Annotated in this window: 25 protein-coding genes; 18 read left to right on the forward strand and 7 right to left on the reverse strand. The window is 30.1% G+C overall.

Translation table 11 applies throughout. The features are described 5' to 3' along the window. Positions 1-7 precede the first annotated feature (7 nt). The gene (locus FEF17_RS10300; protein WP_139002319.1) at positions 8-856 is read right to left on the reverse strand and encodes a universal stress protein; all 849 of its coding nucleotides are present in this window, start codon (positions 854-856) and stop codon (positions 8-10) included. A 148-nt stretch (positions 857-1004) separates the two neighbouring features. Here FEF17_RS10300 and FEF17_RS10305 point away from each other — a divergent pair, with 148 nt between their 5' ends. Next, entirely contained in the window at positions 1005-1451 is a 447-nt protein-coding gene (locus tag FEF17_RS10305; RefSeq protein WP_139002320.1) for a DUF2267 domain-containing protein, read from the forward strand. Between the two features lie 1149 nt (positions 1452-2600). Here the strand turns inward: FEF17_RS10305 and FEF17_RS10310 are convergent. The 4 genes from FEF17_RS10310 to FEF17_RS10325 all read right to left on the reverse strand — a co-directional run bounded on the left by FEF17_RS10310 (position 2601) and on the right by FEF17_RS10325 (position 6880). After that, positions 2601-2987: a hypothetical protein gene (locus tag FEF17_RS10310; RefSeq protein WP_139002321.1), complete on the reverse strand. Its 387-nt coding sequence runs from the start codon at positions 2985-2987 to the stop codon at positions 2601-2603. Positions 2988-2993: 6 nt separating this feature from the next. Further along, complete coding sequence (locus tag FEF17_RS10315) at positions 2994-3842, reverse strand: universal stress protein (protein WP_139002322.1); 849 nt, start codon at positions 3840-3842, stop codon at positions 2994-2996. Positions 3843-3929: 87 nt separating this feature from the next. Further along, positions 3930-4991, reverse strand: coding sequence for a response regulator (locus tag FEF17_RS10320; RefSeq protein WP_139002323.1), 1062 nt, complete (start codon positions 4989-4991; stop codon positions 3930-3932). After that, positions 4988-6880 (reverse strand): PAS domain-containing sensor histidine kinase, encoded by a 1893-nt coding sequence (locus FEF17_RS10325; protein ID WP_139002324.1) that lies wholly within the window; start codon positions 6878-6880, stop codon positions 4988-4990. Before FEF17_RS10325 ends, FEF17_RS10320 begins: the two co-directional genes overlap by 4 nt. A 29-nt stretch (positions 6881-6909) precedes the next feature. On the opposite strand from FEF17_RS10325, the gene FEF17_RS10330 reads away from it, so the two are divergent. From FEF17_RS10330 to FEF17_RS10410, 17 genes are all read left to right on the forward strand, one after another. After that, positions 6910-7419, forward strand: a complete 510-nt coding sequence (locus FEF17_RS10330; protein ID WP_246046835.1) for a hypothetical protein — start codon at positions 6910-6912, stop codon at positions 7417-7419. 4 nt (positions 7420-7423) lie between these two features. Further along, complete coding sequence (gene trxA, locus FEF17_RS10335) at positions 7424-7720, forward strand: thioredoxin (RefSeq protein ID WP_139002325.1); 297 nt, start codon at positions 7424-7426, stop codon at positions 7718-7720. Between the two features lie 81 nt (positions 7721-7801). Then, entirely contained in the window at positions 7802-8404 is a 603-nt protein-coding gene (locus tag FEF17_RS10340) for a WG repeat-containing protein (protein ID WP_139002326.1), read from the forward strand. After that, positions 8401-9486, forward strand: coding sequence for a site-2 protease family protein (locus tag FEF17_RS10345; RefSeq protein ID WP_139002327.1), 1086 nt, complete (start codon positions 8401-8403; stop codon positions 9484-9486). Before FEF17_RS10340 ends, FEF17_RS10345 begins: the two co-directional genes overlap by 4 nt. A gap of 2 nt (positions 9487-9488) precedes the next feature. Beyond that, complete coding sequence (locus tag FEF17_RS10350; protein WP_139002328.1) at positions 9489-10568, forward strand: efflux RND transporter periplasmic adaptor subunit; 1080 nt, start codon at positions 9489-9491, stop codon at positions 10566-10568. Then, the gene (locus FEF17_RS10355) at positions 10569-11831 is read left to right on the forward strand and encodes an ABC transporter permease (protein WP_139002329.1); all 1263 of its coding nucleotides are present in this window, start codon (positions 10569-10571) and stop codon (positions 11829-11831) included. A gap of 1 nt (position 11832) precedes the next feature. After that, positions 11833-12507 carry an ABC transporter ATP-binding protein gene (locus tag FEF17_RS10360; RefSeq protein ID WP_139002330.1) on the forward strand — a complete coding sequence of 225 codons (675 nt, stop codon included), beginning with the start codon at positions 11833-11835 and terminating at the stop codon, positions 12505-12507. 77 nt (positions 12508-12584) lie between these two features. Further along, positions 12585-12797: a hypothetical protein gene (locus tag FEF17_RS10365; RefSeq protein ID WP_139002331.1), complete on the forward strand. Its 213-nt coding sequence runs from the start codon at positions 12585-12587 to the stop codon at positions 12795-12797. Further along, on the forward strand, positions 12798-13688 hold the full coding sequence (locus tag FEF17_RS10370) for a DnaJ C-terminal domain-containing protein (protein WP_139002332.1): 891 nt from the start codon (positions 12798-12800) through the stop codon (positions 13686-13688). Beyond that, positions 13688-13984 (forward strand): chaperone modulator CbpM, encoded by a 297-nt coding sequence (locus FEF17_RS10375; protein WP_139002333.1) that lies wholly within the window; start codon positions 13688-13690, stop codon positions 13982-13984. The genes FEF17_RS10370 and FEF17_RS10375 overlap by 1 nt, the downstream gene beginning before the upstream one ends. A gap of 9 nt (positions 13985-13993) precedes the next feature. Next, a complete protein-coding gene (locus FEF17_RS10380) occupies positions 13994-14899 on the forward strand; it encodes a mechanosensitive ion channel family protein (RefSeq protein WP_139002334.1) in 906 nt (301 codons plus the stop codon). A 43-nt stretch (positions 14900-14942) separates the two neighbouring features. Then, complete coding sequence (locus tag FEF17_RS10385; RefSeq protein ID WP_139002335.1) at positions 14943-16922, forward strand: heavy metal translocating P-type ATPase; 1980 nt, start codon at positions 14943-14945, stop codon at positions 16920-16922. A 113-nt stretch (positions 16923-17035) separates the two neighbouring features. Next, the gene (locus FEF17_RS10390) at positions 17036-17629 is read left to right on the forward strand and encodes a CDP-alcohol phosphatidyltransferase family protein (RefSeq protein ID WP_139002336.1); all 594 of its coding nucleotides are present in this window, start codon (positions 17036-17038) and stop codon (positions 17627-17629) included. Positions 17630-17666: 37 nt separating this feature from the next. Then, a complete protein-coding gene (locus FEF17_RS10395) occupies positions 17667-18293 on the forward strand; it encodes a hypothetical protein (protein ID WP_139002337.1) in 627 nt (208 codons plus the stop codon). Positions 18294-18328: 35 nt separating this feature from the next. Next, entirely contained in the window at positions 18329-19561 is a 1233-nt protein-coding gene (locus tag FEF17_RS10400) for a metallophosphoesterase (RefSeq protein ID WP_139002338.1), read from the forward strand. Positions 19562-19708: 147 nt separating this feature from the next. Continuing rightward, positions 19709-20167, forward strand: a complete 459-nt coding sequence (locus tag FEF17_RS10405; RefSeq protein WP_139002339.1) for a pyridoxamine 5'-phosphate oxidase family protein — start codon at positions 19709-19711, stop codon at positions 20165-20167. Between the two features lie 190 nt (positions 20168-20357). Beyond that, positions 20358-20855, forward strand: a complete 498-nt coding sequence (locus FEF17_RS10410; RefSeq protein WP_139002340.1) for a nicotinate-nucleotide adenylyltransferase — start codon at positions 20358-20360, stop codon at positions 20853-20855. 478 nt (positions 20856-21333) lie between these two features. Here the strand turns inward: FEF17_RS10410 and FEF17_RS10415 are convergent, their stop codons facing one another. Both FEF17_RS10415 and FEF17_RS10420 read right to left on the reverse strand, forming a co-directional pair. After that, a complete protein-coding gene (locus FEF17_RS10415; protein WP_139002341.1) occupies positions 21334-22323 on the reverse strand; it encodes an MlaD family protein in 990 nt (329 codons plus the stop codon). Between the two features lie 13 nt (positions 22324-22336). Further along, positions 22337-23116, reverse strand: a complete 780-nt coding sequence (locus FEF17_RS10420; RefSeq protein WP_139002708.1) for an ABC transporter ATP-binding protein — start codon at positions 23114-23116, stop codon at positions 22337-22339. Position 23117 lies beyond the last annotated feature (1 nt).

A 23117-nucleotide genomic window follows, 5' to 3' on the forward strand; every position in this document is an offset into this window, starting at 1 on the left:
ATTTAAACTAATCGCGTCTCATGTTTTGTAACGCTAAAAAAGGAATATCAAGATTTAAACTGAATTCATCTATTGTAGACTGATAAAGCATATTTTCCAAAAAAGAGTGCCTTGTATTTACCATAACCAGCATGTCAACGTTATTTTCCTTGATATATTTATAAATTACATTTACTATGTGTTTACTTTTTATGACTATAAAATTGATTTGATTTTTACACAATTCATTCTTTATAAAATTTTGGTTATCTATTTGTCTCATTGATAACTTTGCTGATTTAGACATATAAAGTACGTCTATTACCGCCCGATACGGTGATGCCATTTCGCATAACAATTTTAATTCCCTTCTTTTATAGGGTATTAGATAGTTTGTTGGAAAAAGAATATGTTTGGGTTGTGTATACTCATAATTTTCGGGAATAGCCAATACCGGACATTGCACATATTTTATAACCTGCAGTGTGTGACTTCCAAAAGTTATTTTCTTGTCATTGGTTTTTCCTCTGGTACCCATTATTATAATATCAATATTCTGGTTGTCAACAATGGTGTCGGTTTCATCAATAAGTAAATTATCGGCTGAAATTGTATGGTATGTATGGCGTGGGTTTGGTGAGATAGAATCAATGTATTTTAAAGTAGTTTCTAACTCCTCTTCAGATTTTTTGCTCATCATTGATTTGATACTCTCCAAGTTTGTTTTGGTAAATAAAGTTTCGTCTGCATAAATATCGTCTTGGTAAGCATGCATTATATAAAATTCGCATACCTCGTACTTAAACAACTCAGTGGCAAACTTTATAGCATTGTTTGCATTTTCAGAAAAATCGGTCGGAATTAATATTTTTCTCATCGTCTTAAGTATTATCACTAAAGTTAAATGCTATAAAATCTTGATGCAATGATATTTATCAGATTAATATCAATGTTATACTGATATTTATCATTTGATAAAACCTAGGTAGTTCGCATATTTATATCAAACTAAAAAGTAATTTGTTATGGCACTTAACTTCAATGAATTTGCAAAAGAGGCTAATACTTTTCTAAAAAAGTATACCAAAGAAATGAATTTGGGGACCGATAGAGAAAAAGCCGGTCGTATATTATCTGCTATTTTACATGCTTTGCGAGAAGTGATTTCAACAGAGGAATCTTTACAACTTATAGCGCAATTCCCAATGTTTTTAAAAGCTGTATATGTGAATGGGTGGACTATTCATAAAAAAGAAAAGATTAAAACTATGACTGAGTTTATCGATTTAATAAGAAAATATGATGGTGTTACATCCATTCACGATTTCGGATCCGACGAACTTGCTGAAAATTATATTGCTACTACCTTTATTATGCTACGTCGATATGTTTCTCTTGGAGAATTGGAAGATTTGAGAACTGGGCTTCCTAAAAACCTAAAATCTATGATTTATCAAAATGTTATGTTTTAAATGGCTTTATGGAATCAAGAATTACCTTTACTATTAGATAATGAACATTATAAAATATTGGGCATCAATTAAATAGAGAGTTTACCGTAGGTTTTTAAGGCTAAACGACTGAATTTTTTATGTGATTACGCCAATATGGTTTAAGAAGATTACTTGAATTCAAACTTTTAATATAATAACGCTATTAAAGCAAAGTTAAAACACCCATCTTTGGATTGCTTCCATTGATAATGATTTGAGCAGTAAAAGAAATATTGTTCCTTGGCTTGATGATGCCGGCGATTTATCATTTGGATTAAAACAAAAAAATAAATTCTGATTTTTAAAACCTAAAAAAAAAAAAGAGGCTGTCTAAAAGGTGTTTTAATTTGATTTATCATATTGAGCTTGTCGAAACTTATATTTGTTATATAAAATTTATAATATTTTACAAGCTTAATGTGACATCTGTTTATACTTTTCAGACGACCTCTTTTTCATTCACAAAATAATAAAGTGAATTTGATTAATAGCCAATTTTAAATAAGAAGCAGAAAGTCGCAACCTTCTGCTTCTCCAAAGTATTTAATGTCATCGTCTAACGTTCAATTTTCTAGAATATATTCTTTATAACTAAAGAAAATATTGAGATTTTCCTGATGAATAATAACTTTAAATACTCTGTTTAAGCACCATCATTTTGCAATAACAGCGCTTATTTGTATAAGAAACAGGAAGCCTAAACTTCCTGTTTCCTCTTTCGAAATGTTTGATCTTACTAACTAACTTTTTCTAATCACTAACATCCCAATAAGGGATATTAAATCTTCAGATAATTAATACTTTCAAACATTTCTTTTGCAGCGTTAAACTCTAATTATAGTGATTTAACTCTGTTTTGTATAAAAAACAGGAGATCGAAACCTCCTGTTTCTCCTAAGTATTTAATGTCATTATCTAACGTTCGGTTTTCTTCAATGCTTTTATTTCTAAAAGTTACATTTTTGGGTTTTCCTGTAAAATAATACCTTCAAACACTCAGTTTTGGCATCATCATTTTACAACAACAATACCTATATTTTTATTACTATGAAAAAGAACTTTTTGATTATGACGCCAATATACATTGCTATTTTTAGCTAGGAAATGATATATATCAGTTTTGAAAAATTAAATAGGCACGACCCCATAAACAATATTTAACAAAAACAGACCTGTAAAAAACAATAGTGTATAAATAACCTGTACCAGTTTTATGTTAATAAATTCCAACACTGAAACCGTTCGCTTGGGAAATATAAAAAGTGACAAACCTATAAATAACGAAACCCAGCCAATAAGCGTTATTATAAGCTTATAGTTAGGTTCCCAGATATTGTGAAGTAAAATATTGAGTAACCCAACAATAATGGCCATAAATGATGAAACTATCAGAAACTTTTCATCTTTTAAATCGTTAAAAATTTGCTTGATCCGTTTAGGGTTTAAGCTTAATATCAAAAAAAATATAATGAGATACCAACCCCAAAACTTTGCTAAAAAAACTGAATTCTCCATAGTATTTTAATTTTGTTCATGTAACACTAAAAATGGTATTTCTGTATGATAACTTATTTCTTCAATTTTTGAATGAAATAAAATTTGCTGAAAATAATTCAAATTTTTGGCCACCATACATATCATGTTGGTATTCCTGCTTTCAGTAAAGCATTGAATGGCGTCTTCAATTCCCTTGTTTGTCAAATAATGAAAACTGTGCTCTATTTGGTTAAAATAATCATCTAAGAGTTCACTATTTCGTTTTTGATCGTAATTCAAATTTGTTTTCTTTTTACTTATATGAAGAATCCTGAGTGCAGCTTTGTGATTCTCTAAAATATCAGAAAGTGGATGTAATATTTGAATGTCATAAGTCAAGGAAAAATCTGTTGGAAATGCTATCTCTTCTATTTTAACAAATTCGGCCTTTTCCGGTACAGACAAGATACTACACTTTACTTTGGTAATAACATCACCAGTATTACTTCCTACTATAATTTTTTTTAAGCCTGTAGCCCCTTTAGTGCCCATAACTATTATATCAATGTTTTTCTCTTCAACATGCTTTCTTATGGATTCGATAAAAAAATCGTAATCTGAAAGCGAATAAAATCTATGAATTTTATTAGTTTCAAAGCCAGTAGCTATGCGACGTAATATTTTACGCAATTTCTGTTTGGAAGATTTGATGTAAACTTCTTCTAATACATCTTCATTGGCAATATAGGGAGAACCGTTCATAAAATTGTCACTTAACCTATTTACGTGTAACAAGTAAAAATTGCAGGTTTCTCTATGAAAAAATCGGACGGCATACTTAATGGCATTCCAGGAATTTTCTGAAAAATCGGTAGGTAATAAAACATTTTTCATCTGATAGCTTCTTTTCGCACACTAATTTAATCTTAACTAGCTATAGATAAAATGATATTAATCATTTTAAAAAAATGCAATGATTGGTTAAACGATACTCTTTAGTCTTTTAATATCAACAACTTTAATGTTCCTGCCTTCTGCTTTAATAATACCCAATTTTTTAAACTCAGTAAGAGCTCTAATTAGGGTTTCAGTAGCAATACCCGCAACACTTGCTAAATCATTTCTAGATATTTTTATAGGGTCTTCTGGTTTGCGGTTTATCTTTTCGGCAAATTTTAAAATAGTTGCAGCCGTTTTTTTATTTACTGTACCATAAGCCATTTGTAAAAGCTGTTCTTTAACAGTAGATAGGTCGTCTGTTAAAAGCTCAATTAATTCGAGTAAAACTTTATGGTTTTTATCAAGCAACTCATTAAAATCTATAATAGAAATACCTAATAATTTTGTGTTTTGAATAGCGGTTGCCGTTTCTTGGTGTGAGGTGTTGTTTGTAAATGATGTATAACCAAACAAATCATCTTCTTTATAGAGTGCCGTAATTAATTCTTTCCCCTGTTCATCCATTCTGAAGCATTTAACGGCTCCTTTATTGATTAAATAGATATAATTTGAATGATCACCTTCATTATAAATGATATCTTCTTTTTTAAAGATGAATTCAACGCCATAATCATCAAAAAAATTTTTTAAGTCGTTTAGTGTTTTTATCTCGCTTTCTTGGGATTGTAAAATGCTGTTTTCTTGATGATTATTATAATTTAATTCCTGCAAAATGGAAACTTTAGCCAGCCTGCTTTCAATCGCACTAATAATATCATCTTCTGTAAAAGGCTTTGTAATATAATCATCGGCGCCTAAATTCATGCCTTTTCTTATATCATAGCGTTCAGTTTTAGCTGACAAAAATATAAATGGGATGTACTTGGTAGCCTTGTTTTTTGATAGCGCCTCTAATGTCTCATAGCCATCTAGTACAGGCATCATAATATCGCAAACTATAATATTGGGAATATGTTTTTTTGCCAATTCAACACCTGTTTTCCCATTGGAAGCTTTTATAACTTTGTAGTTGGACAATTCTAATAGTTCCGCGGTGTTTTCTCTTAAAACAATATCATCCTCAATAAGTAAAACGGTTTTCATATGGTTATGGTTTGTTGAGCAATATTTGGAATTATTACTATAAATGTGGTTCCTTTATTCTCTTCACTTTCAAAATTTATGGTTCCTCCAAAATTTTCCAGGTGGCTTTTTATAATATTTAAACCAATACCAGTCCCTTGGGTATTTACAACATTTTCAGCTCGAAAATAACGCTCAAATATATGTTTTTGGTCTTTTTTTGGGATACCAATTCCATGGTCTTTTAAAGTAAGTGTTGTGTTTTTTTTATCTTGTTTAATGTAAATTTCTATAATAGATCTTTCAGGAGAATATTTTATCGCATTATGTAAAAGGTTAGAAAGTATTAGTTGAATAATTTTTTCATCCTGAAAAAGAGATATTTCATCAATATTTTCAGGATATTTTATTTGCTGACCTTCTTTTAAAAGCATATTAGCATCATAAACGGCCTCATTAACAACTTTACTGAGTTTAAAATCATGAAATCTATAGTTTACTTTACCTGTTTCAAGTTTTTCAAATGATAAAAAGTCATTTAGTATATTATTTAAAAAATGAACTTTATCAATGATAGTTTTAATATGTTTTTCTCTCTTTTCCTGATGCTCTTTCAATTGATATTTACTTAGTAGTTGGCTAGATGTTAATATAGCGCTTAAAGGGGTTTTAAGCTCATGTGAAACCAACGACAAAAAACTGGTTTTAAGTTGATTAAGTTCTTTTTCTTTTTCGAGTGCTCTTTTAAGTTGTTCTGTTCTTTCCTCTACTTTGTTTTCAAGTTTATGAGTATAATTTTTTTGTTCTGTTATGTCTAAAATAATAGCTACGAATACCTCTTTTTCACCAAGATTTGATAATTGTAAATGGACATCGATGGGGTAAGTGGTTCCATCTTTACGCTTATGGATGCTTTCAAATTCAATTTTCTCAACATTCTTTTCCAGCAGTTCCGAAATCTTTTGCCTAAAATTTTCTTCATTCTCAAGTGGTTTTATGTCTAAAGGCGTCATTCCCTTTAGCTCTTCTAAGTCATATCCAATATTTTTTTGGGCACCAAAATTTACATTTATAAACTTTAGAGATTTTGAATCAAAAACATATATTTCATTCAAAGATTCATGAAAAATCGATGCTAAATGATGGCGTTCGGCCTCGGCATTTATTTTTAAAGTAACATCATTTTGAATACCTATAAAATTAGTAACAATACCTTTATCGTTTGTTATTGGGAAAACGTATAAGTCATTCCAAAACATCGTACCATCCTTTTTGTAATTGCGCAATGTTGCCTGACAGCTTTCACCTTTTTTTATAGCTTCTCTTAAAGCGTTAAGAGGTGGTTGGTCTCTATCTTTTCCTTGTAAAAACCTACAATTATGGTTCAGTATTTCTTTATCAGAAAAACCTGTAAGCTTCTGAAATGCCAAATTAAAATATATAACAGGATTATCATGTTTTAAGGCATCTGTTATGATTATCCCGTTATTAGCTGATTGTAACGCTTTACTGCGCAGCATGAGGTTTTTTTCAATCTCCTTTTTTTTAGAAATATCTTTAACCAAAGCCATTACATAAGTTTTGTTATATATTGTAAAAGGATTTAATTCAACTTCTACAGGAATAATGGTTCCGTCTTTTTTTAAGGCAAAAATATCGGTTGCTTCACCCATGGTTCGGCGTTTACCTTTTTTAATGAATTCATCAAAATATTTTGAATGGTTATCATGAAAATTTGAAGGGATTAGCAAATTTAACTCCTTACCCATTAGTTCAGTTTTTGTATATCCAAATATTGTTTCTGAAGATTGGTTAACCTCCATAATATGCTGATGGTTGTCAACAATAACAACCCCTTCAGAAACAGTTTCTAACAGAACATTGAATATTTCCTGATCTTGTTTGAACATGAAAATTGGATGTTGGAATAGTACTATAAATGTACGGAAAAATCGCTGATTTTAATGTATTTAATACTGATTTATATCAGTATTTAAAAGGCTTATTCTATGTAACTTTATTAAGTAGAATGTTAAGTAAAATGAAAACTAAAAAAAAACTGACGCTAAAATTTTATCAAAATCTTGGTAAACTTTTTTATGCTGTTGCTGCCTCGGATAATTCAGTCCGTAAAATTGAGTTCGATAAATTAAAAGAGCTTATAATAGCACAGTGGTTAGATTTGGATTCTATTGAAGATAATTATTACGAAGATGCTGCTTACCAAATAGAAATTGTTTTTGATTGGTTGAACAGCCAAAAATTCTTAGACGCAACATCCTGTTATAACGATTTTGTAAATTACAAAAACGAGCAAAAGCATTTATTTAGCAATAGTATAAATAAGCTCATCATAAAAACGGCACATGCTGTTGCCAATTCCTTTTCTGGTGTAAATAAATCAGAGTTAATTTTATTGGCAAAATTAGATTTGGAATTAAAGAAATAGATTCATGGGCAGTTTTAATAATATCATTAATTCGGATAATTTAACTTTAATTGATTTTCATGCTACTTGGTGTGGACCATGTAAAGTGTTGGCTCCTATTTTGAGAGAAGTAAAACAGGATTTAAAAGACTCCATTAAGATTATAAAGATTGATGTTGATAAAAATCAATCTTTGGCAGCCAAATATCAAGTTCGCGGTGTCCCAACAATGATGCTTTTTAAGAATGGGAAACAACTTTGGCGGCAATCAGGCGTGCTTCAAAAAAAAGATATAATCAACATAATTAAACAGTATTTTTAAATACTACTTATCATGATGGATATCATTTTATAATAGCAATAAACACTATACATTTAATGGATTATTATAAAATATTAAGCCATGAAAAAACTACTAATTATATTTTTTATGATTCCTATTTTTGGATTCTCACAAACAACGGAAGAATTTGATTTTATTGCACCTTATAGTGATGGTTATGCAGCCATTAAGAAGGGTGAGTCTTGGGGTTTTGTAAATGATAAAGGAACCATTGCCATAGATTTTCGTTATGATTTGGTTTTAACTGAAACCAACGGTAATAAATATCCTATTTTTAAGAATAACCGATGCTTAATTTCTGAAATAAAAAAGGGCATTACCTATTTTGGATATATAGATAAAACAGGTAATACGGTAATAGAACCCAAATTCTTGAACGCTATAAATTTCAATAACAATAAAGCCCTTGCTTTAGGCATTTTGAAAGAAGAACTTGGGAGTAATGATATTTTGGGCAAAAATGTTGTTAGCTATAGGTATTTTGAAGTAATAATAGATACTGATGGGAATGTTGATACTTATTTAAACCCCAAAGGCATTAATGTTGTTTTAGATAAAGAATACCTAAAAACACCTCCAGAAATCACATCAAAGCAAATTTCTAATAATTTATTTGTTGTACGTACGAAAAACAGTAAATGGATGATTAAATCTATAGAATGAAAGCAAACCTTAATTTAGGCAGTATCTCTGGTATTAAAATAATAGTTCATTGGACTTTCTTTTTTTTAATAGCTTGGATAGTTTTTAGTGAACTAAACCAGGGAGGAGTTACCAAAAGTATTCTGTTTAATATTGCATTAGTTTTAGCTGTTTTCGCATGCGTAATTCTACACGAATTAGGACATGCCTTAACAGCCAAACGCTTTGGTATAGAGACCAAAAAAATAACATTGCTTCCTATAGGTGGAATGGCAAGCTTAGAACGTATACCGGAATCGCCAAAAGAAGAGCTTTTGGTAACACTTGCAGGACCTTTGGTGAATGTAATAATAGCCATTTTTCTTTATTTCATAGTACCCATCGATGAATTTATGCGCTTAAATTTTACTGAAACATTTGAAACTTTAATGAGTTTTACACTACAAAATTTTCTGTTCTCTTTGTTTTTAGTTAATGTAGGGTTGGTATTGTTTAATATTATTCCTGCATTTCCTATGGATGGTGGGCGCATTTTAAGAGCCTTATTAGCGATGAAAACGAGTCGGGTTAAAGCCACACAAATAGCTTCTAGCATTGGACAGTTTATGGCTATGCTATTTTTATTGTTGGGGCTATTATATAATCCTCTTTTGATAATTATCGCTCTTTTTATTTTTTTAGGTGCATATGGCGAAAACCAAATTGTTCAACATTTGGCATTATTAAAAGGACATAGTGTTGAAGAAGCAATGATAATTAACATGACCACTTTTAACCCAGTAGATTCTATAGATTTAGTTGTAAACAAAATTATTTCAGGTACAGAAAACAATTTTGTTGTGGTAAAAAATCATGAAATTAAAGGGATATTGTATCATAAAACCATAATAGAAAATTCCAATAAAAATGTTCTTGTAAAAGATATTATGGAAACCGATTTTAAAACCGTTAATAATACTGATGACCTCAATGAAATATACAACATCGTGTTTTCAGAAAAAAAATCATTTGTTCCAGTTTTAAAAGACAAAAAACTTGTTGGTGTTATTGATGCTGTCAATCTAAACGAATACATTTTATTACAAGCTAAATTATCTTATTAAACATGAAGTCTTTATCTGTAACAATTTTAGTGTTCATCATTTTTTCTTGTTCTAATGATAAAGATAAAATACTGCCTACCGAACGGCTTTTAACAGAATCAGTTTATTCTTCAGTAACCATTCAGCCAGATAGTTTATATCAAGCTTACGCCATAGTTTCAGGTATTTTAGATAAAAATTTTGTTGAGGAAGGTGATACTGTTTTAAAAGATGAAGCTATAATTCAAATCATCAACCAAGCGCCTAAACTTAATGCCAAAAATGCCAAATACTCCTTGGAATTGGCCCGAGAAAATTATTATGGAAGCGCCACTGTATTAAATGGTATTTTGGACCAAATAAACGCTGCTCAACTTAAGTACAAGAATGATTCCATTAACTATTTCAGACAAAAAAACCTTTGGGAACAAAAAATAGGATCTAAAAAAGATTATGATACCAAGAAGTTGGACTATGAGCTTTCACAGAACAATTTACAAACTCTTCAAAATAGTTATGATAGAACCAAGAACGAGTTGCAAACCGCTTTAAGACAATCAGAAAATAATTATCAAACTGCATTAATAAGTACCAAAGATTTTACAGTGAAAAGCAAAATAAATGGGAAAGTGTATGCGATTTACAAAGAACCTGGTGAAATTGTAAATACACAAGAACCACTTGCAAGTATTGGAAGTGCCACCAATTTTATTATTGATATGTTGGTGGATGAAGTAGATATCGTTCGCATCAAAATTAACCAAGAAGTTTTGATTCATTTGGATGCATATAAGGATAATATTTTTAAAGGGAAGGTGTCAAAAATATATCCCAAAAAAGATGAACGCAACCAAACCTTTAGAATAGAAGCTGTTTTTGATAATCCTCCTGAAGTCTTATATCCTGGCCTTTCAGGAGAAGCAAATATAATTATTGCAAAAAAAGATAAAGTATTAACTATTCCACAAGCATACTTAATTGATGATAACAAATTGAAAACCGATGATGGTATAACTACCATTAAAGTAGGTTTGCAAGACTTGGAATATATTGAAGTGTTAGAAGGTATTACTAAAGATACTCACATTTATAAACCAGAATAAATGACAAACTGGACTGTAATATTGAGCATCGCAAAAACCCATTTGCTTACTAAAGTAAGGCAAACTTCAATTGCAGCACTTGGTGTTACTTTTGGTATTGGTTCATACATTACGTTGGTCTGTTTCATGACCGGTTTGAACACCATGTTGGATAATTTAATACTCAACCAAACACCTCACATCCATATTTACAATGAAATAGAACCCTCTCTAGATCAACCAATTGATTTGTTTTCTGGATTAAAGAGCAATTTTAATATTGTTCATTCTATCAAACCCAAATTAAGCCAAAAAAAGATTCATAACGCCTTGCCAATAATATCATTTCTAGAAGAAAAGAATATTGTTCGTGGAGCACTGCCACAAGTAAAAACTCAAATTTTTTATATGGCTGGTTCTATTGAGCTTGGTGGTAATTTAACGGGCATTAATCCTTTGGATGAAACCCGTTTGTTCAATATGGACGATTATATAGTAGAGGGCTCTGCAGAAGAGTTACAAAACACTGATAATAGCATTTTATTAGGTATAGGTATTGCAAAAAAAATGTCGTTAAAGGTTGGAGACCGTGTTCAAATCAGTCCTATTAATGGAGGTGTTTTTCCACTAAAAATAGTTGGTTTCTATCAAAGTGGTATTGCCGATTTGGATGCCATTCAAAGTTTTACCAGCATAAGAACAGTCCAGCGTGTCTTGGGAGAAACGAATAACTACATCACAGATATAAATGTGAAATTATTTGATATTGAGGACGCGATTCCGTTATCAAAAAATATTGAGAAGCAATTTAATTTAAAAGCGATTGATATAAAAACAGCAAATGCTCAATTTGAAACTGGCACCACTATACGAAACCTTATTACCTATGCTGTTTCTATCACACTTCTTATTGTGGCTGGATTTGGTATCTACAATATTTTGAACATGCTTATTTACGAAAAAATGAATGACATCGCCATATTGAAAGCTACAGGGTTTTCTGGTAAAGATGTTCAACTTATTTTTATGAGTCAAGCCATAATTATAGGGTTTGCTGGAGGTGTTTTAGGGTTGCTAATTGGTTTTGGATTGGCAAGTTTAATAGAAACGATTCCATTTAAAACAGAGGCTTTACCAACTGTTGAAACATATCCAATAAATATGAATCCATTATTCTTCGTAATTGGTTTTTCCTTTGCTATGCTATCTACTTTTTTAGCAGGCTACTTGCCTGCAAAAAAGGCAAAAAAAATAGATCCTGTTAAAATTATTAGAGGCCAATAATATGAGTGTTGTTCTGGAAGCAAAACATATAAACAAATATTTTAAAAAGCCTGTATTATTTCATGTCTTAAAGGATGTTAGTTTTCAAATCAATAAAGGCGAATTTGTCTCCATAATGGGAAAATCTGGCTCAGGTAAATCAACCTTGCTCTATATTTTATCGACTATGGATACCGATTATGACGGCGAGCTTTATTTGAACAACCAATTAATAACCAATCAAACTAGAGATTATCTTTCTTACATTAGAAACAAGCATATTGGTTTTGTGTTTCAGTTTCATTATTTATTACCCGAATTTTCAGTGTTGGAAAACGTCATGCTTCCAGCTAAGAAACTTGCTGAAAAATCCCATCAAGAAATAGAAAGTAAAGCTATTGAAAAACTAAGAATGCTCGATATAGAAAATCTGGCACATAAAAAAGCATCACAAATCTCTGGAGGTGAAAAACAACGTGTATCAATCGCTAGGGCGTTAATTAACAATCCCACAATTTTAATGGGAGATGAACCAACTGGGAATTTAGATAGCCAAAACTCTGAAAATGTATTTGACATTTTTAAAGATTTGAGCGAAAATCAAGGTTTATCGTTATTAGTGGTAACGCATGATCAAGATTTTGCAAAACGTACCAATAGAATCATTTCCATGGAAGACGGCATGATAATTACCTGATATTTGTCATTTTAAATGTGTCTTCTAAAGGTTACTTTTAATTATTAAATATTTAAAAATGAGACAAATAAGACTTTATGAATTCCTTACAAAACATAGAGAACGATATTATAAAGTTAACCACTTATATAAGAAATAAATACCCAGAGTTGTATACATTTTTAGATGAAACTCCGATAACTATATCATTCAGTAATAATCAAAGTATTAATAAAACAATGCTCAAAGATTATTTAGAAAGCCTAGAAATTTTGTTAAAACGATATTCTGAAACCCATAAAAATAAATAAATGTCCTTTATCGATTATTATAAAATACTTGGTTTAACGAAGGAGGCTTCTGAAAATGACATTAAAAAGGCGTATAGAAAATTAGCACGTAAATACCATCCAGATTTAAATCCAAATGATAAAGTTTCTGAAAAAAAGTTCAAGGAAATCAATGAAGCCAATGAAGTATTAAGTAATCCTGAAAACCGAAAAAAATATGACCAATATGGCGAGCATTGGAAACATGCTGAAGAATACGAAAAGGCGAAACAGCAGGAGCAGTATCAACGAAGTTATCAAGATCCAACTGGTGAATATTCCCAAGAAGATTTTTCAGATTTTTTTGAAAGTATGTTTGGAGGCAGATCTTCATCTGGTGCAAGAGGCAGACAAGTAAAATTTAGAGGTCAGGATTATAATGCCGAATTACAACTCGATTTAAATGATGTTTACACTACGCATAAACGTACCTTGACTATTAACAATAAGAACATTAGAATCACGATTCCTGCTGGAGTTGAAAATGGGCAAATTATTAAAATAAAGGGACATGGAGGCGAAGGAATAAACGGTGGACCAAATGGCGATTTATTCATTCAATTTTCAATAGTAAATCATTCAAAATTTAAGAGAGATAAAGATAATTTATACACAACCGTTGATTTGGACTTGTATAAAGCATTATTAGGTGGTGAGTTGATGGTTGATACGTTTAATGGCAAAGTTAAGTTGACTGTTAAACCTGAAACACAGAACGGGACTAAAGTTAAGCTTAAAAGCAAAGGCTTTCCCAAATATAAAAAAGAGAACCAATTTGGAGATTTATATATAACCTATAATTTAAAGTTACCAACCAATCTTTCATATAAGGAAAAAGAGCTAATCAAACAACTACAAACACTACGTTCATAATGGAAACCACAGATTTAATACCAGTTCAATTAGTTTGTAAACATTACAAAATCCCTGTTGCTTTTGTAAATACGTTGCAAGAATACCAACTTGTTGAGTTTACTGTTAAAAAAGATGGTTTTTTTGTTCATAAAAAACACTTAAAAAAGGTTGAGAAAATATTACGACTGCATTATGATTTGGATATAAATATGGAAGGTATTGATGCCATTTATAATCTGCTGGAACAAGTAAATGCAATGAAATTAGAGATAAGAAACTTGAATAACAAGTTGCGTTTATACGAAGATTTTTAAACAAGTAAAATGGAGCAAATAAAACATTGGATTGCTGAAAATTCAACAATTTACAGCATTATTAAGTATGTGTTTCTAGTTGCATTTGTTTTGGTTATTATTCAGTTAGTAAGACGAATCTTAAGAAAACATGTTACCGATACAGCGGCCAGGTACAAATCTCAAAAAGGTATAGAAATTATTGGTTATATTATTTTAATATTCTTGTCCTTTTCCTACTTTACAGGTAATATTAAAGATTTTACACTAGTCATTGGCTTGTTTAGTGCAGGTATTGCCTTTACTTTACAAGAGCTCATTTTAAGTATAGCTGGATCATTATATATTTTTATTGTAAAGGTTTATAAACCCGGTGATAGAATTGAAATAAATGGTATTAAGGGAGATGTGATAGATGTGGATAGTATTTACACTACCATGATGGAAATAGGGCAGTGGGTAAGTAACGATAATTATAGTGGCCGCATTGTAAAACTAAGTAATGCCTTTGTTTTTAAAGGTCCTATTTATAATTATTCACAAGACTTTCCTTTTATATGGGATGAATTTAATTTACCCATGAAGTATGAATCGGATATTGAGTTGGCAAAATCGATAATTATTAAAATAGCTTCTAGGACGCTCTCAGAATATACATCAAACTCGAAGTCGCAATGGAAAGATGTTGTGAACAAATATTATATTGAAGATGCTTTAGTTGACCCAACCCTTGCCATCACATTAACCGATAATTGGGTTCAGTTTAACTTGCGATATATTGTAGATTATAGAAAAAGACGTTCTGTCAAACATATTTTATATGATGAAATCTATAAAGAAATCCAAAAAACAGATGGCAGCGTTATTTTGGCATCAAACACATTAGAACTTATTAAAATACCTGAGATTGATGTAAATATTAAGCAGAACATTTAAATCAGGTTTTTAATCTAACGAATGTTAAAAATAAAGTTTTACAATGGAAGATATTTTAACCAATATTAGAAATAAAACCCAAAGACACTATTACATCCCTGAAAAGAAAACTGAATTATACTTTGCCATTATTTGTGGTGTATTTCTTTTACTAGGATTTTTAATTCAAAAACTAACAAGCTTTTCAAACTGGATTTATCTAACAAGTTATCTATTCTCTTACTTTTTTGGATGTTATTATATAGCTATTGAGGCTTATAAAAAAGTTGTTAAGGGAGCTTTTGATATTGATTTCTTAATGATTGCCGCCGCCGCTGGTGCCTTTTATATTGGTAAATGGGCAGAAGGGTCTTTACTTCTATTTCTATTTAGTCTGGGTCATGCTTTAGAACATTATGCCATGAATAAGGCTAAAAGGTCTATTGAGGCTTTAAGTAACATTTCTCCAAAAACTGCATTAGTTAAAAAAAACGGTGAACTTGAAGAAATACCTATCAATAATTTACGTATAAATGATGTTATAGTTGTAAAATCAAACACTAAAATTGCCGCAGATGGTGTTATCATTAGCGGTTCTAGTAGTATTAATCAAGCACCTATAACGGGTGAAAGCATACCTGTTGATAAGGTATATATTGATAGCACCGATTCTTTACCAATGTTTAATGAAATTGATAAAAAACATATTGTATTTACGGGAACCATTAACGGAGATAATAATATAGAAGTACTAGTATTAAAACTAAGTAAAGACTCTACGGTTTCACGATTAATTAATATGGTAAGTGAGGTTGAAACTCAAAAATCTCCTACCCAAAGACTTACCAAAAAGTTTGAAAAATGGTATGTGCCAATTGTGATATTTGCCGTAACATTATTATGTTTTGCTTATTTAATAATTGATGAAGATTTTCACCAAAGTTTATATCGAGCAATAACTGTGTTAGTGGCAGCAAGTCCTTGTGCATTAGCCATTTCAACACCTAGTGCTGTATTAAGTGGTATTGCAAGAGCAGCACAAAAAGGCGTGCTTATTAAAGGCGGTAAAGCTTTAGAAGATTTAGGCGAAATTACAACTATTGCATTTGATAAAACCGGTACATTAACTGAAGGAAAACCAAAACTTACCAATCTAATCCCACTAAATAATTTTAATGAAGAAAACTTGTCAGAGTTAGTTTTAGAAGTTGAAAGTTTAAGTAATCATCCCTTAGCAAAAGCTATATCTAATGATATTAAAGCCATATATAAGATTCAAACAAAAAATAAGGCTAGTAATGTTACTGCCATACATGGAAAAGGAATATCTGCAAATTTTTATAATGAAAAAGTTTTAATCGGTAATATAAAAATGATTAATGATGCAAACATCATCGTGGACCAATTAATTCTAACAAAAATGGAAAGTCTATTAAAAAATGGACATACAGTAATGATTGTAGGTTTCAAAAACCAGGTTGTGGGCTTAATTAGTGTTATGGATGTACCGAGAAAAAATGCTAAAGCAACACTTAATAAATTGAAAAGTATAGGCATAAAACATATGGTTATGCTAACAGGGGATCATCAAAATGTTGGTGATGCCATTGCAAAACAAATTGGCCTTACTGGTGTTAAAGGCAATTTACTACCAGAAGATAAAGTATCCGAAATTAAAAATTTAATTAAAAAATGTGATAAAATAGCAATGGTTGGCGATGGCGTAAACGATGCGCCGGCAATGGCATTAAGTACAGTAAGTATTGCCATGGGTGCTGCCGGAAGTGATGTAGCTCTAGAAACTGCAGATGTAGCCTTAATGTCTGATAAAATTGAAAACTTACCTTTTGTGATTGGTTTGAGTAGAGCTTCAAAACGCATCATAAAACAAAATATTTGGATAAGTTTAGGGGTTGTATGTTTACTTGTTCCAATAACTATCTTTGGACTTACAAATATTGGTTTAGCTGTAACCTTTCATGAGGGTTCCACCATTATCGTAGTGCTAAATGCTTTGAGATTACTTCGTTTTGAAATGGATTAATAGAGAATTAATTATAGTTTTACAAAAAAGAGTTTTTTTGTGAATTGAAACTGATTTCTCTCATATTTAATTTGTAAAACATCTTCTACTTTTATATAAATATTAAAAGAGGAATGCTCACTTTTAAAAACTATAATATTGCCGATTGGTTTTCATTTTATAGGATAGCAGCTGCACCATTTTTGCTGGTATTGATATGGTTAGATCTTCAATTAGTTTTCACTTGGTTGTTGTTAATCAGTTATTTAACCGATGCGATTGATGGTTTTTTAGCCAGAAAACTTAAAATAACAAGTCCAAGAGGTTCCCAACTTGATTCGTTTGGCGACCAAATAACACTCATAATAGGTTTGATAGGGTTATTTTATTTTGAATCCGATTTTATAAAAATTAACCTTGTTTTAATACTCATAGCATTCATTCCTTATATTATTCAAATGCTAATTGCTTATTTTAAATACGGGAAAGCAACGGCATTTCACACCTATTTAGCAAAACTCTCGGCAGTGATTCAAAGTATATTTATTTTATGGTCGTTGTTCTTTAATCCTGAATATGTTTTGTTTTATGCCATGATAATTATAGGAATAGTGGAAACAATTGAGGAAATAGTACTCATCTTTATGTATAAAAATTGGGCCTCTGATGTTAAAGGCATATTTTGGGCTTTACGTGATCAAAGACGATTAAAAAAGAGAAATCATTAAATCTATAAATAGGAGGTATACATTTAAATCAAATGTCATGGTTAAAATTATTAGAATTCTTAAAAGCATTTTTTTTCCAATGACATTATTGACTATAATAACTACAATAGGCATAATTATAGCTATAAATGCGTTATATATAAGGTATATAAATGGTAGTGATAGTGCTATATATACTGCTGTAACGATTCCAATAGTATTATTTTTAATAGCCTTATATGTAGTAGACAGATTCCTTATTAAAAAAGTATCCTACTTCAAATTAATGATTGGAGAAACCGTTTTTATAACGTTGTGTTATTTTCTTTTTTTGTACCAAAACAGAACTATTGATGTTAATTTCTATACAAATCAGGATTATGTATTAGTACTATTTGACTCTGAGGACGATTCATTAATAAAGTTTAATAAAAAGAGGGTTTTTGGACAAGAGATGAATGTTTACGACACCAATATTATTCACCTAAATAGAAAAATGTTTTTACGAAAAGATTTAAGAGTAAATATACCAAAACAATGGAAAAGGTTTAGCCAAAATAGAAGTATTCATAAAAATGAAGGCGACTCCATTCAATATATTTTCATTACAAGAAAAATAACAATTGGGCCGAATGAAATAGATAGTCAAACCTTTTTGGATAGTTTGCTTAATAAGGTGCACTAATATTGACTTTTTTAAGTAATTTAAAATAAAATATCATGCGTAGCTATTCCATATTTACAATTTTACTACTATGTTTAGCTATTCTATTGGTAGATATTTTATCATTTCGATGGTTACAAGATATTACACAATTATTTGCTTCTTCATTACTTAAAAAGGCTGTTAATGTATTGTTTTGGTCTTTTTCTGCGGGGCTTGTAATAGCTATCATTGTTCTTAAGATAACTTTAGATGATATTAATCCAAAAAGAAAACATTGGTTGGTTTCGTCATTATATGGACTTACAATTTCATCGTTTATTCCTAAAATTCTATTTGTAATTGTTATATCTATTCTGTTTTTTGGTAACGTTGTTTTTTCTGAAAAAGAATCTTTATTAATAATCCCATTGGTAGGTTTGTTTTCAGGTTTTCTGCCTTTTTTCGTCATTATATATTCCATTTTTAAAGCCGTTTATCATTTTAAAATTTATACACATAAAATACATTTCGATCATTTACCAAAAGCGTTTGATGGTTTAAGAATGGTTCAGATTTCCGATATACACATAGGTGGTTTTAACAACCGTTATAAGGTTTTGCAAAAGGCCATTAGACTAATAAATAATTTACATCCGGATTTTATTTTTTTTACGGGTGATTTGGTAAATAATTATGCTTGGGAACTAAGGGGGTGGAACCAAACTTTCACAAAACTAATAGCTAAAAAAGGAAAGTTTGCTGTTTTGGGGAATCATGATTATGGTGATTATTCAAAGTGGGACAGTGATTCTGATAAACAAGAAAATCTCCATAAAATAATGGAATTCTATAAAGATGTAGGTTTTAAACTATTACTTAACCAATCTGAAATGCTTGAATATAATACAGAAAAGATCGCTATTATTGGGGTTGAAAATTGGGGAAAACCTCCTTTTAAACAATACGGCAATTTACAAACTGCCTTAAAAAAAGCAAACAATATTCCCTTTAAAATTTTGCTTTCTCATGACCCGAGCCATTGGGCAGAAGAAGTTATTGATAAAACAAATATAGCCATTACTTTATCGGGACATACACATGGAATGCAATTAGGATTCAACTATAAAGATATGACCTGGAGCCCCATCAAATATAAGTACAAACATTGGGCTGGTTTATATAAACATAACAATCAGTATTTAAACGTAAATAGGGGTTTAGGATGGGTTGGATTTCCAGGCAGGTTGGGTATGAGACCCGAGATTACTTTTATTCAAATTAAATGCAATAACGCTGCTTCAAATTAGTTTAAGCTGACTAATATCATTTTATTTATCAATACGATAAAATAAATTAGGGCATAAATTAAAAAATAATATTCCAACATAAAATCATGTTGGCTTTTAGAATTTATTTTAAATCGTTTTTTCCTAATATTCTAACCCTATCTAATTATGATTCTTAAACTTGGAAAATCTAAATGTAGAACGCTAGTAAGCAGAAATTACATAGGTCACATGGCGTATATTTATAATAATAGACCTTTTGTTATTCCTATTACCTATTTTTATGATGATAGCATGGATGCTTTATTAGGTTACTCAGGAAAAGGCCATAAAATAAAAGCTCTACGTATCAATAATGATGTGTCCATAGAAGTTTCCGAGATTGATACATTAAATAATTGGAGGTCCGTTATGGTATGCGGTACTTACCAAGAATTTTCAGGAAGTACCGCTAAATTAAACTTACACAAATTTTCAGAAGGAATAAAAGATCTTATCAGAAAAACAGAGGGGAAAAATTTAAAATATTTAAGTGATTTTTCAAGTAAAATTTATAAAGAAGGTTCCCCCGTTGTTTTTAAAATCAATATTGATGAACTAACTGGTAGAGAACGACAAACTAAATAGGTAGACATATCAACTTCTCTCTTATATAGATTTAAAAAAAATATAATTCCAAATACTAAAACACTTGTTTTTTAAAGTGACATTTGTTTAATATAGTCCTGCTCATTTATTTGTTAACTGATGGTTATCATTTTAAATCTTAATTAATCAATTTAGTTTTGTCCCATATTAACTCATAAAAATTTGAATTATGAAAACTTTAATGATTGGTTTGCTTATGTTAGGATTAACCACCCAAGTTTATGCTCAAAACCCTGAGATATTTTCTGCTGTTTATATCGTTCATAATTATAAGTATTTGAGTGACGTAAACTCTAAAGAGGTAGCTATGCCAGTTGAAAAAATACATTTAAAAGTTAGTGATTTCAATGTTAAAGAATTAGATATCTATGCAGATGAATATGATTTGTACGAAGTTTATTTTGTAATTCCTGAAGGAAAAATATTGGCTTCCTACGATTCAGAAAGTAATTTGCTAAGAACAATAGAAAGATATAAAGACATTGACTTACCAACATCTGTTTTGGAATCTGTTACCAAAAGATTCCCAAATTGGTTAATAGCAAAAAATGCATATGTGGTAAATTATCATAATTCTGGTAAATTAAAAAAGCTTTATAAACTTACTCTTGAGAATGGTGACAAAAGGATTAAGGTGAAAATGAATGATAATGGGATATTTATATAAGAATTAATTAAATTAGTATTTATCCTTATTTATAATAGCTGAAGTAAACAAATTTCTATCGAAAAAGCATTTCCAACTTCCTGGGAGATGCTTTTCGTAAAATCATTTTTTGATAATTATAAAGATTTGATTCGTAAAGATGAAACTATTTACATTTTAAAGAACAATTACATTTGTGATTTATTCTATTCAGAAAAAATAAACCTTATCATTTAATAATATATTTCAAAATACTAGTTATTAAAAAATAATGAAGGCTTCAGATTGTTCTAAACTTTAAAATGTTAATGTTAAAATTAGTATTGATAAAAAACATTAATTTTTGGTTGAGTAACCTTCCAAATGATGAAATTTAAAAATCAATCTAATGTTAAAATAAAATCTAACCAATTAATATCATTTCTTAAAGTTCGTATCTCATTTCCGTTTAAGTGATTAGTTTTGTCTTTTATTAAGGAGGTAAATAAAAACAACCTACTTAATCTTGTTGTTTCTTCTCTTCTTTTCGTTGCTTACGGTCCATTTTTCTAAAATAACTTCGCGTTAAAAAATTGTGCTTAAGGGCTTCCATATTTTCGTTGAACTTATCTGTACCTTCATTAATATTTTTAATAGTTTCTTTCAGACTTTCAACAAATTCAGCATCATTTGAAAGGTAATTTAGGGCGCCTTCGCCTTCTTTTATATTGGTAATAGTTTTATTCATATTAGAAATAACATCTGTTATTTCTTTTGAGGAATTTTCCAAATTAATAATAATGTTTTTCATTTTTAAAGATTGCAGGGAATCATTTAATAATGTGCCAGCAATGCTTTCATTAAAGTTTATTGAAGAAATAATACTGTTTAACTCTTTCATCGATTTTGAAGCTTCTATACTCATAATTCTTAACTGATTTACAGTTTGTTTAAGATTACTAGAAACAATAGTATCGTTTATAAGCATTCCAAATGTGCCTTTACTATCTGCCATAGCATCAGCTATTTTTAATAACTTAGCTGTTAATAAGGCCGCATTTTCATTAGTAACACTCAAGGTGTTTAACATATCTGAAGTTCCAATTTTTGTATAGGACTTGATAACATCTCCAGATGAAATAGACCCATCAAATCCATTACCTGGAATAATGTTTACAATCATATTTCCTACCAATCCATCTGTTCCTATAGTAGCAATTGCATCTTTCTTAATATGATTAATCATTTTTTCCTCTATTAACATAACTACATTAATTGTAGAATCGTTAATCATGGTTATGGACTTTACTGTGCCAACATTAATACCTGAATAACGCACGTTGTTGCCGTTTATTAACCCATTAACATTATTAAAATTTGTGCTTATCGAAAAGGTTTTGGCAAATATATTTTGGCGTTGACCAATAAAATATATGGCTACTATAAAAATGAATAAGCCAATAATAACAAAGATGCCTAATTTTAGTTTTTCGTTTGTTCTTTTTTGCATGATTCTTAAATTTTTATTTAAAAAAGGCTTTTATCTTTTCATCTTTCGATGCTTTTAATTCTGCAAAAGTCCCTTCAGCATAATTAACACCATCTATCAACAAAATCATTCTCTCAGATACAACACGCGCGCAATCGACATCATGTGTTATTATTAGAGATGAGGTTTTATATTGGCCTTGAATATGTCTCATGAGCTCTATGATTTCTTTTGCTGTAATAGGATCTAATCCACTTGTTGGCTCATCATATAAAATTATTCTTGGTTTAAGTATTAATGTTCTGGCAAGTGCTACGCGCCTTTGCATACCACCAGATAATTCTGCAGGCATTAAATCTATAGTATCAGCCAAACCAACACTTTGTAAAGCTTCAATAACTAATTGTGTCGTATCGGTAATATGCCCAAATTTATGTTTGTGCCGACGCAATGGGAATTCTAAATTTTCTTTTACAGTCATAGAATCATACAAAGCACTTCCTTGAAACAGAAAACCAATTTCGGTACGCAACTCATCTAAATCCATACGGTTAAGAATCGTAATATCCTTACCCATTACTTTAATGCTGCCAGAATCAGGTTCCATTAAACCGACTAAGCATTTAATCATAACCGATTTACCCGATCCCGATTTACCCATTATAACTAAATTTTCACCTTCATAAAGCTCTAAATTAAATCCGTTTAAAACATAATTATTGCCAAAGGACTTTTTTAAATCTTTAATTTCCAGCATCAACTTTTTAGAGGCTACTTTTTCTGTTTTTTCTAGTATGTTTTGATTTAGATTCATC

Origin of the sequence: Hyunsoonleella aestuarii, from assembly GCF_006148925.1 — a bacterium.
Taxonomy (GTDB): Bacteria; Bacteroidota; Bacteroidia; order Flavobacteriales; family Flavobacteriaceae; genus Algibacter_D; species Algibacter_D aestuarii.